The sequence below is a fragment of the Actinokineospora sp. UTMC 2448 genome (assembly GCF_024760565.1).
Classification (GTDB): Bacteria; Actinomycetota; Actinomycetes; order Mycobacteriales; family Pseudonocardiaceae; genus Actinokineospora; species Actinokineospora fastidiosa.
The window spans coordinates 1,044,432-1,058,921 of record NZ_CP031087.1; the positions used below are offsets into that span (position 1 = coordinate 1,044,432).

The 14,490-nt window shown below is 71.6% G+C and carries 12 protein-coding genes and 1 other RNA gene; 9 read left to right on the forward strand and 4 right to left on the reverse strand.

From position 1 onward, the window contains the following. The first annotated feature begins 180 nt into the window (after window positions 1-180). The 8 genes from Actkin_RS04980 to Actkin_RS05015 all read left to right on the forward strand — a co-directional run bounded on the left by Actkin_RS04980 (window position 181) and on the right by Actkin_RS05015 (window position 10,066). A complete protein-coding gene (locus Actkin_RS04980) occupies window positions 181-681 on the forward strand; it encodes a PadR family transcriptional regulator (RefSeq protein WP_189212429.1) in 501 nt (166 codons plus the stop codon). Window positions 682-765: 84 nt separating this feature from the next. Further along, the gene (gene prfB, locus Actkin_RS04985) at window positions 766-1,863 is read left to right on the forward strand and encodes a peptide chain release factor 2 (RefSeq protein WP_189212428.1); all 1,098 of its coding nucleotides are present in this window, start codon (window positions 766-768) and stop codon (window positions 1,861-1,863) included. Between the two features lie 100 nt (window positions 1,864-1,963). After that, complete coding sequence (gene ftsE / locus Actkin_RS04990) at window positions 1,964-2,653, forward strand: cell division ATP-binding protein FtsE (protein WP_189212427.1); 690 nt, start codon at window positions 1,964-1,966, stop codon at window positions 2,651-2,653. A gap of 23 nt (window positions 2,654-2,676) precedes the next feature. Beyond that, window positions 2,677-3,579: a permease-like cell division protein FtsX gene (gene ftsX, locus Actkin_RS04995; RefSeq protein WP_258906127.1), complete on the forward strand. Its 903-nt coding sequence runs from the start codon at window positions 2,677-2,679 to the stop codon at window positions 3,577-3,579. 33 nt (window positions 3,580-3,612) lie between these two features. Next, a complete protein-coding gene (gene smpB, locus Actkin_RS05000; protein WP_189212425.1) occupies window positions 3,613-4,101 on the forward strand; it encodes an SsrA-binding protein SmpB in 489 nt (162 codons plus the stop codon). Further along, complete coding sequence (locus Actkin_RS05005; protein ID WP_229787168.1) at window positions 4,088-4,969, forward strand: amidohydrolase family protein; 882 nt, start codon at window positions 4,088-4,090, stop codon at window positions 4,967-4,969. Before smpB ends, Actkin_RS05005 begins: the two co-directional genes overlap by 14 nt. Before the next feature lie 86 nt (window positions 4,970-5,055). Beyond that, on the forward strand, window positions 5,056-7,404 hold the full coding sequence (gene lon, locus Actkin_RS05010; protein ID WP_258906128.1) for an endopeptidase La: 2,349 nt from the start codon (window positions 5,056-5,058) through the stop codon (window positions 7,402-7,404). A gap of 211 nt (window positions 7,405-7,615) precedes the next feature. Next, window positions 7,616-10,066 (forward strand): S8 family peptidase, encoded by a 2,451-nt coding sequence (locus Actkin_RS05015; RefSeq protein WP_258906129.1) that lies wholly within the window; start codon window positions 7,616-7,618, stop codon window positions 10,064-10,066. A gap of 56 nt (window positions 10,067-10,122) precedes the next feature. Here Actkin_RS05015 and Actkin_RS05020 read toward each other — a convergent pair whose 3' ends face one another. Genes Actkin_RS05020 through Actkin_RS05030 form a run of 3 tightly spaced genes read right to left on the reverse strand, consistent with a single transcriptional unit; the run spans window position 10,123 to window position 12,514 of the window. Further along, window positions 10,123-10,764, reverse strand: a complete 642-nt coding sequence (locus Actkin_RS05020; RefSeq protein WP_189212423.1) for a response regulator transcription factor — start codon at window positions 10,762-10,764, stop codon at window positions 10,123-10,125. Beyond that, window positions 10,752-11,861 (reverse strand): sensor histidine kinase, encoded by a 1,110-nt coding sequence (locus Actkin_RS05025; protein WP_258906130.1) that lies wholly within the window; start codon window positions 11,859-11,861, stop codon window positions 10,752-10,754. Before Actkin_RS05025 ends, Actkin_RS05020 begins: the two co-directional genes overlap by 13 nt. Beyond that, the gene (locus Actkin_RS05030) at window positions 11,858-12,514 is read right to left on the reverse strand and encodes a sensor domain-containing protein (protein ID WP_258906131.1); all 657 of its coding nucleotides are present in this window, start codon (window positions 12,512-12,514) and stop codon (window positions 11,858-11,860) included. The genes Actkin_RS05025 and Actkin_RS05030 overlap by 4 nt, the downstream gene beginning before the upstream one ends. A 160-nt stretch (window positions 12,515-12,674) precedes the next feature. Between Actkin_RS05030 and ssrA the strand changes: the two genes are divergently transcribed. Then, window positions 12,675-13,048, forward strand: a transfer-messenger RNA (tmRNA) gene (gene ssrA, locus Actkin_RS05035). A 474-nt stretch (window positions 13,049-13,522) separates the two neighbouring features. Here the strand turns inward: ssrA and Actkin_RS05040 are convergent. Continuing rightward, a complete protein-coding gene (locus Actkin_RS05040) occupies window positions 13,523-14,440 on the reverse strand; it encodes a hypothetical protein (protein WP_258906132.1) in 918 nt (305 codons plus the stop codon). Window positions 14,441-14,490: the final 50 nt, after the last annotated feature.

Genomic DNA, 14,490 nt, shown 5'->3' on the forward strand with positions numbered 1-14,490 from the left:
GGGTGAGCGCCGGGCGGCGGTCCCAAGGGGACCGTCGCGGTTTGCGCCGGACGGGCGGGGTGGCTTGGGCTGTTCGGTCGCGTCCGAACGAGTCGGCGGAGCCCGGCTGTGATCAGCCATTGTGGACTGGGCAGGCCGGCCATTGTGGACAGCGTGCGCGGAACGTGGCACCGTGGACATGTGTCTGATTTGAATGCAACCGCAGCGGCACTGCTCGGCTTGCTGCACGACGGTCCGCAGACCGGCGGGCAGCTCGTCGCGGCGGCCCGCGAGCGCTTCGGCTCGTTCTTCAGTGTCACGCGCAGCCAGGTGTACCGGGAGCTGCCCGCGCTGGCCGACGCCGGACTCGTCCGGCTGGGCAAGCAGGGGCCGCGCTCCAGTCAGCAGTACGTCCTGACCGCGGCGGGCAAGAAGGCGTTCAAGTCGTGGCTGGCCGCCGAGCCTGGCCCCGACCACCTGCGCAGCCCGCTCATCCTGCGCCTGGTGCACGCCGACACGCTGACCGCCAAGCAGCGGACGAACCTGATCGATCAGGCGAAGGTGGCCTACGCGGGCGAGCTGGACGTGGCCAAGGCCGCGTCGAAGTCCGCCGAGGACCCCTACGCCAAGGCGATCGCCGAGTTCGGGGTCGCCCGCGCGAAGGCGGTGCTCAAGCTGCTGGACGCCGTCCCGAAGGCCTAGGCCGACCCGGCCGCGATGGGGCGTGCGACCATCGCGGCCGTCCGCCTGCACGCCGGGCGTGAGGTCCGCGTAACCTTGTACGACGTGAACCCCGACGTCGTGACCGACCTCAAGGACCTCTCCGCCACGCTGGCCAACGTCGAGGCCGTGATCGACCTCGACAGCCTGCGCAACCAGGTCGCGGCGCTGGAGGAGCAGGCGGCCCGGCCGGACCTGTGGGACGACCCGGAGGCCGCCCAGAAGGTGACCAGCCAGCTGGCGCACCGCCAGGGCGAGCTGCGCCGGATCGAGAGCCTGCGGTCGCGGGTGGACGACCTCGGCGTGCTCTACGAGCTGGCCGAGGAGGGCGAGGACGAGGACGCCCGCGCCGAGGCCGACGCCGAGCGGGAGAAGCTGCGCGCCGACATCGCCGCGATGGAGGTCCGCACGCTGCTGTCGGGCGAGTACGACGAGCGGGAGGCGCTGGTCACCATCCGGGCCGAGGCGGGCGGCGTCGACGCCGCCGACTTCGCCGAGATGCTCATGCGCATGTACCTGCGCTGGGCCGAGCGCCACGGCTACCCGACCCAGGTCTACGACACCTCCTACGCCGAGGAGGCGGGCATCAAGTCCGCCACCTTCAAGGTCGAGGCCCCCTACGCCTACGGCACCCTCTCGGTCGAGCAGGGCACGCACCGGCTGGTGCGCATCTCGCCGTTCGACAACCAGGGCCGCAGGCAGACCTCCTTCGCCGCGGTCGAGGTCGTTCCGGTCACCGAGCAGACCGACCACATCGATATCGATGAGAAGGACCTGCGCGTCGACGTCTACCGCTCGTCGGGCCCCGGCGGCCAGGGCGTCAACACCACCGACTCCGCGGTGCGCATCACGCACCTGCCGACCGGCATCGTCGTCTCCTGCCAGAACGAGCGCTCGCAGCTGCAGAACAAGGCCACCGCGATGGCCGTGCTGCAGTCCAAGCTGCTGGAGCGGCGCAGGCAGGAGGAGCAGGCGCGGCTGGACTCGCTGAAGGACTCCTCGTCCGGGTCGTGGGGCAACCAGATGCGCTCCTACGTCCTGCACCCGTACCAGATGGTCAAGGACCTGCGCACCGAGCACGAGGTCGGCACGCCGAGCGCGGTGCTCGACGGCGAGATCGACGGGTTCCTCGAGGCGGGCATCCGCTGGCGGCGCACCCAGTAGTCACGCTCGGGTGGGGCTGGCGCACATAGGGTGAACTGGATAAATCGGATAACCGGGCGAGGCAACGGGTCGATAACGCCCGGGGGTAGACTCGCGCACCGTGATCCGGCTCGAACAGGTTTCCAAGGTCTACAAGACCTCCACGCGACCCGCGCTGGAGAACGTGTCCGTCGAGGTGGACAAGGGTGAGTTCGTCTTCCTGATCGGTGCGTCCGGCTCCGGGAAGTCGACCTTCCTCCGGCTGCTGCTGCGCGAGGAAGTGCCCACCAAGGGCCGGGTCTACGTCGCCAACTTCGACGTCGCCAGGATGGCCAGGCGCCGGGTGCCCCGGCTGCGCCAGTCCATCGGCTGCGTGTTCCAGGACTTCCGCCTGCTGCACAACAAGACCGTCGCCGAGAACGTGGCCTTCGCCCTCGAGGTGATCGGCAAGCCCCGGCACACCATCCGCAAGGTCGTGCCCGAGGTGCTGGAGCTGGTCGGCCTGGAGGGCAAGGCCGAGCGCATGCCCAACGAGCTCTCCGGCGGCGAGCAGCAGCGCGTGGCCATCGCCCGCGCGTTCGTCAACCGGCCGCTCATGCTGCTGGCCGACGAGCCGACCGGGAACCTGGACCCGGACACCAGCCAGGACATCATGCTGCTGCTGGAGCGGATCAACCGCACCGGCACGACCGTGCTGATGGCCACCCACGACCACTCCATCGTGGACTCCATGCGCCGCAGGGTCGTCGAGCTGGACCTCGGCCGCGTGGTCCGCGACGACGCCCGCGGCGTGTACGGCGTCGGCCGCTGACCACCCCGAGAGCCTGAGGAACGATGCGCGCGAGTTTTGTGTTCAGCGAGGTCGTCACCGGCCTGCGCCGGAACATCACGATGACCATCGCCATGATCATCACCACCGCCATCTCGCTGGCCCTGCTCGGCGGCGGCCTGCTGGTCGTGCGGATGATCGACAAGACGCAGACGCTCTACCAGGACAAGGTCGAGGTCAGCGTCTACCTGACCAACGACGTCTCCGAGACCGACCCGGAGTGCGCGGCCGAGCCGTGCGCGGGGCTGCGCGCGGCGCTGGAGGCCGACCCGGCCGTCGAGCAGGTCGACCACGAGAGCCGCGACGAGGCCTACGAGCGGTTCAAGCGGATCTTCGAGGCGCAGCCGGAGCTGGTGAAGCTGGCCCGGCCGGAGGCGCTGCCCGCGTCGTTCCGGATCAAGCTGGTCGACCCCGAGCGCCCCGAGGTGATCGAGCAGACCTACGGCGGGCGCCCGGGCGTGGAGTCGATCGCCGACCAGGGCGAGTTCCTCGACCGGTTCTTCGGCGTGCTCAACAGCCTGCGCAACGGCACCTTCTTCGTCGCGCTCGTCATGGCCATCGCGGCGCTGCTGCTGATCTCCAACACAGTGCAGCTCTCGGCGTTCACCAGGCGCGTGGAAGTCGGCATCATGCGCCTGGTCGGCGCGACCCGCTGGTATACCCAGCTGCCGTTCCTCCTGGAGGCGGTGGTCACCGGCATTGTCGGCGCCCTGGTGGCGATCGGGCTGCTGGTGGTGCTCAAGGTGACCTTCATCGACGACGTGCTCGGCGGGTCGATCCAATCCGGCGTGGTCAGCTCGGTCGACGGCGTGGACATCCTGCTGGTCGCGCCGATCCTGCTGCTCACCGCGCTGGTCATCTCCGGCATCACCGGGTATGTGACGCTGCGGCTGTACGTGCGCACGTAACCCGGTTGTGGGCCTTCCGTAGAGTTGGTTCTCATGGCGAAGGAAACCGGCCAGAAGGTTATCGCGTCGAACCGCAAGGCGCGGCACGACTACACGATCCTGGACACCTACGAGGCCGGGATCGCGCTCATGGGCACCGAGGTCAAGAGCCTGCGCGCGGGGCGGGCGTCGCTGGTGGACTCCTTCGCCACGGTCGACGACGGGGAGATCTGGCTGCGCGGCCTGCACATCCCGGAGTACAGCCACGGCACCTGGACCAACCACGAGCCGCGCCGCACCCGCAAGCTGCTGCTCCACAAGAAGGAGATCCTGCGGCTGATCGGCAAGACCAAGGAGTCCGGGACCTCGCTGGTGCCGCTGTCGATGTACTTCAAGGACGGCAAGGTCAAGGTCGAGCTGGCCCTGGCCCGGGGCAAGAAGGCGCACGACAAGCGCCAGTCGCTGGCCAAGCGCGACGCCGAGCGGGAGATCCAGAAGGTGATGGGCCGGGCGGCGAAGAGAGGCGCCGGTGCGCGACGCTGACGTCGCGGCCTGGGTGCGCGGCCTCGGCGTGCCCGGCCTGGTCGACATCCACGTGCACTTCCTGCCCGACGCCGTCCAGCGCAAGGTCTGGGCGTACTTCGACCAGGCCGGGGCCAACTACGGCACCGAGTGGCCGATCCAGTACCGGCTGCCGGCAGCCGAGCGGGTCGAGGTCCTGCGGTCGCTGGGCGTGGTGGCGTTCGCGCCGCTGGTCTACCCGCACAAGCCCGGCATGGCCGAGTGGCTGACCGACTGGGTGCGCGACTTCGCCGCCGACACCCCGGGCGCCGTGCCGACGGCGACCCTCTACCCGGAACCGTCGGTCACGTCCTACCTCGACGCGGCGCTGCGCACGGGCATCCGGTGCGTGAAGGCGCACGTGCAGGTGGGCGCGTACGACCCGCGCTCGGAGCTGCTCGACGCGGCGTGGGGCATGCTGGCCGACGCCGGGGTGCCGGTGGTGGTCCATTGTGGCCACGGCCCGCTGCGCGGCGAGCACACCGGGCTGGACGTGTTCAACGAGGTGCTGGTGCGCCACCCCCGGCTGACGGCGGTGCTCGCGCACGCGGGCATGCCGGAGATCTCGCAGGCGTTGGACCTGGTGGCGGCGTACCCGAACGTCCATATCGACACGACCATGGTGGGCGTCGGGTTCACGACCCGGATGTCGCCGCTGCCGACCGACTGGCTCGACCGGCTGGCGGCCTACCCGGACCGGGTCGCGTTCGGTACGGACTTCCCGTCGATCCCGTACGCCTACGCCGAGCAGGTCGCCGCGGTCGCGTCCTGGGCGCAGGACCGCAGGCTGGGTGAGCCGTTCCTGCGCGCGGTGCTGCACGACACGCCCGCCCGGCTGCTCCGGCTGTAGTTCACCCTGGGCGAACGGTCGGGGGAAACAAACCCCGGCTCAGGGAGGTTGAGTTGGTCAGACTCAACTTCTCGAGGGGTGATCCCATGTCGGAGGCTCTGACGCTGCCGGTGCTGCCGCTGGACGACACGGTCCTGCTGCCCGGCATGGTCGTGCCCGTGTCGCTGACCAGCGAGGCCCGCGCGGCGGTCGAGGCGGCCCGCGCGCTGGGGGAAAAGCAGGACCGGGTGGCCCTGGTCCCCAGGCTGGACGGCAAGTACGCCTCGGTGGGCACCGTCGCCGTGGTCGAGCAGGTCGGGCGGCTGCCCGGCGGCGAGCTGGCCGCGGTGGTGCGCGGCACCGGCCGGGTCCGGCTGGGCGCGGGGACGACCGGGCCGGGCGCGGCGCTGTGGGTGCACGTCGACGTCGTCGACGAGACCGTGCCCGAGCGCGCCGTCGAGCTGGCCAGGGAGTACAAGCGCCTGGTCGTGACCATCCTCCAGCAGCGCAACGCCTGGCAGACGATCGACGCGGTGACCGCGCTGGACGACCCGTCCGCGCTCGCCGACCTCGCCGGGTACGCGCCGTACCTGTCCGACGAGCGCAAGGTGTGGCTGCTGGAGACCACGGACGTGGCCGAGCGGCTGGAGAAGCTGGTCGAGTGGGCCCGCGAGCACCTGGCCGAGTTGGACGTCGCCGAGACCATCCGCAAGGACGTGCAGGAGGGCGTGGAGAAGCAGCAGCGGGAGTTCCTGCTGCGCCAGCAGCTCTCCGCCATCCGCAAGGAGCTGGCCGAGCTGGAGGGCAAGCCCGCCTCCGACGAGCAGGACTACCGCGCCCGGGTGGAGGCGGCCGACCTGCCGGAGAAGGTGCGCGCGGCCGCGTTGTCCGAAGTGGACAAGCTGGAACGGGCCAGCGAGTCGTCGCCGGAGGTGGGCTGGATCCGCACGTGGCTGGACACGGTGCTGGAGCTGCCGTGGACCGAGCGCACCGAGGACGCCTACGACATCGCGGGCGCGCGGGCCGTGCTCGACGCCGACCACGCCGGGCTCGACGACGTGAAGGAGCGCATCGTCGAGTACCTGGCCGTGCGCAAGCGGCGGGCGGACCGGGGGCTCGGCGTCGTCGAGGGCAGGCGCAGCGGCGCCGTGCTGGCCCTGGCCGGGCCGCCCGGGGTGGGCAAGACGTCGCTGGGCGAGTCGGTGGCGCGGGCCATGGGGCGCAAGTTCGTCCGGGTCGCGCTGGGCGGCGTGCGCGACGAGGCGGAGATCCGGGGGCACCGGCGCACGTACGTCGGCGCGCTGCCGGGCCGGATCGTGCGGGCGGTCAAGGAGGCCGGGTCGATGAACCCGGTCGTGCTGCTCGACGAGATCGACAAGGTGGGCGCCGACTACCGGGGCGACCCGACGGCGGCGCTGCTGGAGGTGCTGGACCCGGCGCAGAACCACACGTTCCGCGACCACTACCTCGAGGTGGAGCTGGACCTGTCGGACGTGGTGTTCCTGGCCACGGCCAACGTCGTCGACGCCATCCCCGGGCCGCTGCTTGACCGCATGGAGCTGGTGCGCCTCGACGGCTACACCGAGGACGAGAAGGTCACCATCGCGCGTGACCACCTGCTGCCGAGGCAGCTCGACCGGGCCGGGCTGTCCGCTGACGAGGCCGCGATCTCCGACGACGCCCTGCGGGCGCTGGCCGGGGAGTACACGCGGGAAGCCGGTGTGCGGGAGCTGGAGCGCTCGATCGCGCGCGTGCTGCGGAAGGTCACCGCGCGCGTGGCGCTCGGCGACGACGCCCTCCCGGTCCGGGTCGGCGCCGAGGACCTGCGCGGCTACCTCGGTCGGCCGAGGCACACGCCGGAGTCGGCCGAGCGGACGTCGGCTCCCGGCGTGGCCACCGGTCTCGCGGTGACCGGGGCGGGCGGCGACGTGCTGTTCGTCGAGGCGTCCCTGGCGGACAAGGACACCGGCTCGTCCGGCGTGACGCTCACCGGGCAGCTGGGCGAGGTGATGAAGGAGTCGGCGCAGATCGCGTTGTCCTACCTGCGGTCGCACGGCCCCGGGCTCGGGCTGCCGGTCGGCTCGCTCGGCGAGCGCGGTGTGCACATCCACGTGCCCGCGGGCGCGGTGCCCAAGGACGGGCCGAGCGCGGGCGTCACCATGACCACGGCGCTGGCGTCGCTGCTGTCCGGGCGGCCGGTGCGCGCCGACGTGGCGATGACCGGCGAGGTGTCGCTGACCGGGCGGGTGCTGCCGATCGGCGGGGTCAAGCAGAAGCTGCTGGCCGCGCACCGGGCGGGCATCACGACCGTGCTGCTGCCCAGCCGCAACGAGCCCGATCTCGACGACGTGCCCGAGTCGGTGCGCTCGGCGCTGACCGTGCACCTGGTCGGCGATGTCCGCGAGGTGCTGGCGGTCGCGCTGGCCCCGGAGGTCGCGGGCGCGGTGGCCGCTTGACCTTATGACTGTCTCTTATGTCCACTATGGCGACCGGGGGCCGTCCGCGCTTCACCGCATAGCGCGAGCGGCCCCCGGGCCATAGCTTCTCCCCTGTTCAGCCGAACCTCCGGTTCAGCCCTGGCGCGGTGGGGCGAATGTCGGCTTATCTCGGACCTACGTTCGCGCGGACGTCCCTGCATTTACCCTGCGTTGAGGGAGATTGACCGCGATGAGACACGTCCGCGTGGCTCGGGTGCTGACCGCACCCGTCGCCGCGGCCGCCGTCACCTTGTCCCTGGTGATGGCCACTGCGACCCCGGCCGCCGCAGCCGAGGGCGCCATCCTCGGGGCAGGCGCCCCGGGAGCGATCGACGGCAGCTACATCGTCGTCCTGAAGAACGGCGTCGTGGCGGCGCAGTCGGCGAACTCGCTGGCCGCCAAGCACGGCGCGACCGTCAAGGCGACCTGGAGCCGGGCGGTCAACGGGTTCGCCGCCCGGATGACCGAGCGCCAGGCGCGCAAGCTGGCCGCCGACCCCGCTGTCGCCTACGTCGAGCAGGACGGTGTGGTGCGGGTGGCCGGAACCCAGCCCAACCCGCCGTCCTGGGGGCTGGACCGCATCGACCAGCGCAACCTGCCGCTGGACAACAGCTACACCTATCCCAACACGGCGTCCAATGTGACGGCGTACATCATCGACACCGGCATCCGCACCACGCACAACGACTTCGGCGGTCGTGCGACGTGGGGCACCAACACCGCCGGGGACGGCAACAACACCGACTGCAACGGCCACGGCACGCACGTGGCGGGCACGGTCGGCGGCACCGCGTACGGCGTCGCCAAGGACGTCAAGCTCGTCGCGGTGAAGGTGCTGGGCTGTGACGGCTCCGGCAGCTTCGCCGGGGTGATCAGCGGCATCGAGTGGGTGACGCAGAACGCGCGCAAGCCCGCCGTGGCCAACATGAGCCTGGGCGGCGGCGCGAACACCTCTGTGGACACCGCGGTGCGCAACTCGATCAGCTCCGGCGTCGTCTACTCGCTGGCTTCGGCCAACGACAACCGCGACGCCTGCAACACCTCGCCCGCCCGGGTGGCCGAGGGGATCACGGTCAACGCGTCCGACCGCAACGACGCGCGCGCCTCGTTCTCCAACTTCGGCCGCTGCACCGACATCTTCGCCCCGGGCGTCAGCATCACCGCGCCCTGGTACACCAGCGACTCGGCGACCAACACCATCAGCGGAACCTCGATGGCCGCGCCGCACGTCGCGGGCGTCGCCGCGCTGCGGCTCTCGGCGCACCCGAACGAGACGCCGAGCCAGGTCGGCGACGCGCTGCTCGCGGCGTCCACTCCGGACAAGATCACCAACCCGGGCGCGGGCTCGCCGAACAAGCTGCTGTACGTCGAGCAGGCGGTGTCCACGCCGGTCGAGGTCCAGGACCCGGGCGCGCAGACGAGCGCGGTCGGCGCCGCGGTGACCTTGCGGCTGACCGCGACCGGCGGCACCCCGCCGTACCAGTGGTCCGCTGTGGACCTCCCGCCCGGTCTGTCGATCAACGCTTCCACCGGCGTGATCTCCGGAACGCCGACGACCGCGGGCTCCTTCGAGGCGCACGTGTCCGTCTCCGACGCCGCCGACGGCTCCGCGCGCCTGTCGATCCCGTGGACGGTGACCGAGGACGGCGGCGGCGACCTGACGCTGCCGAACCCGGGTCAGCAGAGCGGGACCGTCGGCCAGGAGGCCGCGCTGAAGCTGGTCGTCTCCGGCGGCACCGGCCCGTACGGCTGGACGGCGACCGGCCTGCCCCCGGGCATCACCGCGCTGGACAGCGACACCGACACCGTGACGCTGGTCGGCGTCCCGACGGCGGGCGGCACCTACCGCGTCACCGTCACGGTCACCGCCACCGAGGGCGGCTCGGCGACGACCTCGTTCGACTGGGTCATCGGCGGCGGCTCCGACGTCGTCGTGCCCAGCCCCGGCGACCAGACCAACGAGGTCGGCGACGCGGTGGACCTGACGCTGACCGCCTCCGGCGGCACCGCGCCGTACACCTTCGCGGCCACCGGTCTGCCGCCGGGCGCGCAGCTGTCCGGCAACCGGATCACCGGCACCCTGACCGCGGTGGGCAACCACACGGTGACCATCACCGCGCGGGACTCGGCGGGCGCCAGCGGCAGCGCGACCTTCCGCTGGACGGTCACCCCCGGCTCGGGCTGCCCCGGCGGGCAGAAGCTGGCCAACCCCGGCTTCGAGTCCGGCTCGGCGAGCTGGACGGCCACGGCCAACGTGATCGGCCAGCACGGCTCCTACGGCCAGCCGCCGCGCACCGGCTCGTGGAACGCCTGGCTCAACGGCTGGGGCCGCACCCGCACCGACTCGCTGGCCCAGTCGGTGGCGATCCCGGCGGGCTGCTCGGCCAGCCTGTCGTTCCACCTGCACATCGACACCGACGAGTACACGTCCTCGGTGGCCTACGACAAGCTGACCGTCCAGGTCGGCACGACCACCGTGAAGACGTTCTCGAACCTGGACGCCGCCAACGGCTACCGACTGCACACCGTCGACGTGTCGCAGTTCGCGGGCCAGACGGTGACGGTCAAGTTCACCGGCGTGGAGGACGCCAGCCTGCAGACGTCCTTCGTCCTCGATGACCTTGCCCTCACGGCGAGCTGACGGGGGATAGGTGGGTGACGCGGCCCGGCCCCGGCGACGGGGTCGGGCCGCACTCGTCACCGCTCCAGGTACGCCAGCACGGCCCGCACCCGCCGGTGCTCCTCGCCGCTGGGCTCCAGCCCCAGCTTGGTGAAGATGTTGCCGATGTGCTTCTCGACCGCGCCGTCGGAGACCACCAGCGACCGGGCGATCGCCACGTTCGACAGGCCCTGGGCCATCAGCCCGAGCACCTCCCGCTCGCGCGGGGTGAGCGCGTCCACCGGGTTCCTCCGCTTTCGGGCCATGAGCTGCGCGATCACCTCCTGGTCAATGCACGTGCCACCCCGGGCGACCCGGTGGACGGCGTCGATGAACTCGGCCACGTCGGCCACCCGCTCCTTCAGCAGGTAGCCGACGCCGCCCCGGCCGTCGGCCAGCAGGTCGGCGGCATAGCGCTCCTCGACGTACTGGGAGAGCACCAGCACCGGCAGGTCCGGCACGGCGGCGCGGGCGGCCAGCGCAGCGCGCAGCCCCTCGTCGGTGAACGTCGGCGGCATCCGCACGTCGACGATCGCCAGGTCGGGCCGGTGCTCGGTGACCGCGCCCAGCAGGTCGTCGCCGTTCTCCACGGCCGCGGCCGTCTCGATGCCCTCGTCGGCCAGCAGCCGGAGGACGCCCATGCGCAGCAGGACGGAGTCCTCGGCGATCACCACTCGCACGGCAGGTCCGCCCGGATCACAGTCGGCCCGCCGAGCGGGCTCACCACGGTCATCACGCCGTCGATCGTCGCAGCCCGGTCGGCCAGGCCGGACAGGCCGCCCCCGGGGCGCACCTGCGCGCCGCCGACGCCGTCGTCGGTCACCTCGACGACAACGCGGTCGTCCTCGCGCCACGCGCGGACCAGGGCGTTGTTCGCCTGGGCGTGCTTGGCGAGATTGGTGAGGGTCTCGCTGACGATGAAGTACGCGGTGCTCTCCACCGCGGCGGGCGGGCGTGGGTCGACGTCCACGTGCACCTCGACCGGCACCGGGCAGCGCGCCGCCAGCGACGACAGCGCCGCGTCCAGGCCGCGGTCGGCCAGGACCGCCGGGTAGATGCCGCGGGCGAGGTCGCGCAGCTCGGCGACGGCCAGCTTGGCGTCGGCGTGCGCCTCGTCCAGCAGGGCGCGGGCGGCGACCGGGTCGGCGTCGAGCTTGGTCTTGGCCCGGCCCAGGCCCATCGCCACGGCGACGAGCCGCTGCTGGGCGCCGTCGTGCAGGTCGCGCTCGATGCGGCGGCGCTCGGCCTCGGCGGCGTCCACGCCCCGGGCCCGCGAGGCCTGCAGCCGCTGGGCGCGCTCGGTCAGCGCCGCCGTGGGGTCCTTGCTGAGCAGGGCCACCGCCAGCTGCGCCTGCAGCCAGGCGAACCGGGGCGCCACCCACAGGGCCAGCGGCACCAGCGGGACGCTGACCACGCCGAGGGCGAAGCCGAGCACGGCCAGCGGGAAGTTCAGCAGGACGAAGGCCAGGTCCCGCCAGGTCCGCCGGGCGGTGAACAGCACCGGCCACTGCCGCAGCCCGCTCTGGTCAGTCGGCTCCAGCACCGGCCTGCTCGGCAGGTCCGGGCAGATCAGCCGGGTCCAGGCCACGTGCGCGTTGCCCAGGGCCCGGGTGGCGATGATGCTGCCCACCAGGATCGGCACGCCGATCCAGACGACCACGGTGGCGAAGCCGACGAGCCAGCCGATGACGCCGACGACGAAGGTGACCAGGGCCAGCGGGAACCCGCCGAGCAGGTACAGGATCGCCTTGGCCGGGTGCGGGTACCGCCGGTTCACCTGCCCACCGCCGTGGTCAGCACCGGGCCGAGCAGGGCGCGGGCGAACCGGGCGTGCACCCGGGCCAGCCAGCGGGTCGTCACCAGGGTGACGGCCAGCACCAGCACGCCCAGCGCGGTGAACGGCAGCGCCTCCACGGTCGAGTCGATGACGAGCACCGGGCGGTCCCAGTCCCACAGCCGGTAGCTGCCCGTGGGCAGGAACCGGAAGTAGACGGGCAGGAACAGCAGGCCGAGCGAGCTGGCCCAGAGCGCCACCATCATCGTGAACTCGACGATGCCGATGGGCAGGAGCAGCAGGAAGTACGCCAGGGACCGCCAGGTGCCGCCATCCCGGAACCGCGCCTTCCACCGCCCCGTCTCCGGCAGCGGCGAGTGCGGCGCCGCGATGTAGGTGTCGAGCAGGGCGTACACCCTGGCCCGCTCCACCTGCGCGCCGCCCCGGCAGAGGAGCACGGCCAGCGCGAGCACGGGCAACCCGACCCAGATGATCGCCGTGCCCAGCCCGACGGCGAACAGCGTCACCAGCGTCACGAACCCCGCGATGCCCACCCCGAGGTTCATCACCAGGTACACCACCGACCCGGCCAACGGCGGCCGCGGCGTGGTGCCGTCGTGCTGGAAGCCCTGGTCAGGCTGGATAGCCGTAGTCATGTCGTCCCCTGTCGTAGTGCTGGGACCAGCATGCCGCGCCGCAGGTCGCGGGCACATCCGGGAAACCTCCGAGCCCGAGGTAGGGCTGTCCCCACCCTTCCCGGTAACCGGGATGATCCGGGCGGCGTCGCGCGTTAGACTGGGTGCAGGTACCCAACAAGGGGGTGAACGGTTTCGACTCTGGACGTTGAGTCAAGGGAAGCGTGCAGGTGCAGGCGTACGACCACCTTAAGCGTCGAACGCAAAAAAATAAGCGCCAAGACTAACAGTCGCGCTGACTACGAACTCGCTGCCTAAGCGAGTATCGGGTCTGTCGGCCCAGGGGTGCCTCCGCCCTGGCTCGCCGGCATCAGCTAGGAGGCTTACCGCCAGGCCCGGTCACGGGGCCTGATCGGGAAACCCACAGTGACTGGGCCCGTCATACCGACTAGTTCGCGTGATCGGTAGGGCCAAGCAGAGACACAGCGAACTGCGCACGGAGAAGCCTTGTCAAGGCGACAGAGGACCCGGGTTCGATTCCCGGCACCTCCACTCGAGGCGACCCGTGTCCGCGGAGAGCGCGGACCGGGTCGTTTCGGCATTTCCCGTGGGGGCCGAGCCCCCACACCCCCACGGTGCGGGAGCCTGCGTTGGCGGGGTGGTTCCTGCTTGGGGTGGGTCCCGCGTTTATCCCCCCGGTCCTGCTGACACCCGGCAGGGGTGGGCTAGGGCCAATCGAACGACCTCAGTCGATCGAGGTCACCGGCCTCGATGCGCAACGCGACCAGTTCGCCGTTCCGCGACGGCCGGGGTATCTCGATTCGCTCGATGTCCCCGCACTGGATGGCGGCTCGGGCTGTCGGGTCGTGGGCGGCCATGCGAGTCCTCTCAATGCCTGAGCGGAGATGACCGACCCGAGCCAGGACGCCCGGGAGGGCCCGAGCGTCGCGGCTAGATCGCATGGCTTCCGATAGCTGTTCATCCCGTGACGCTTGCCTGCGCCCGCTCGCCTTATGTGCGGAGCTGACTTCATTCGCAGGCGATGCCGTCGCTGTCGCGGTCGAGGTCGTAGATGTCGGTGCCGATGACTCGGATGGGGCCTCGGACGTAGGCGGGGCCGTTGCCGCTGCCGCCTGCGCAGTCGACGTCGCTGGCGATGGGGACGCAGCCGGAGTAGTTGGGGTCGCAGGCGGGGGCGGGCTCGGGTTTGGGGGCGGGTTGCGCGGGGGGCTTGGGGCGGGTCGTCGTCGTGGTGGGCTTTGGGCGGGTGGTGGTGGGGCGGGGGGTTGTGGTCGTGGGGCGTGGGGTGGTGGTGGTCGTTGTTGTCGTGGTGGTCGTAGTCGTTGTGGTTGGGGGAAGGGTGGTGGGGGGCGGGGTGTAGGTGGAGGTGATCGTGAGGTCGGTGCTGTTGGCGGTGGGTGTCTCCTCGCCGGTGCTGGCGATGGCGGAGATCAGGCCGACCATGCCGACCACCGCGCCCGCGAAGGCGATGGGGACGCGGGAGCGCTTGGGTTTCGTGGCCGGGAGGGGCGCGTACGTCGTCGGTTGGGGGACGTACGGGGGTGGGCTCGCGACGAGCGGCGGGGTGCCCGCGCGCGGGAGGTGGAGTTGGATCTGCAGGCCGCGGTCGCCGCTGGTGATGGTGGCTTCGCAGCCGGGGCGCTGGCCGGTGGCGATGACCGTGTCGACCGTGGGCGCGTAGCGCTCGGACATGGTGTGGGTCAGTTCGCCGACGCGGTCGCCGTCGAGGAGGACCTCGATGGCGCGGGCGCCTCGGTGCTTGCCGGACCGGATCGTGCACCAGCCCAGTTCGACCGCGACGCGGCGGGAGAGGCCGGGGGTGGCGGGGTAGCGGGCCAGGGTGTGCTGGTGGTGCTCCTCGCCGGTGACGGTCACCGAGACGACGGAGTCCAGCAGGTAGAGGCCGGCGGGCGAGTTCTCGAGCACGCCCCTTCATCGGGCGGGGGCGCGCGGTGTTATCCGCCGAACGGGTGAGG

Excerpts from the sequence above, each read along its gene's own strand:
- ftsX (WP_258906127.1), top strand. The coding sequence starts at position 2,677 with ATGCGCGCGAGTTTTGTGTTCAGCGAGGTCGTCACCGGCCTGCGCCGG.
- smpB (WP_189212425.1), top strand. The coding sequence starts at position 3,613 with ATGGCGAAGGAAACCGGCCAGAAGGTTATCGCGTCGAACCGCAAGGCG.
- lon (WP_258906128.1), top strand. The coding sequence starts at position 5,056 with ATGTCGGAGGCTCTGACGCTGCCGGTGCTGCCGCTGGACGACACGGTC.
- Actkin_RS05015 (WP_258906129.1), top strand. The coding sequence starts at position 7,616 with ATGAGACACGTCCGCGTGGCTCGGGTGCTGACCGCACCCGTCGCCGCG.
- Actkin_RS05030 (WP_258906131.1), bottom strand. The coding sequence starts at position 12,514 with ATGACTACGGCTATCCAGCCTGACCAGGGCTTCCAGCACGACGGCACC.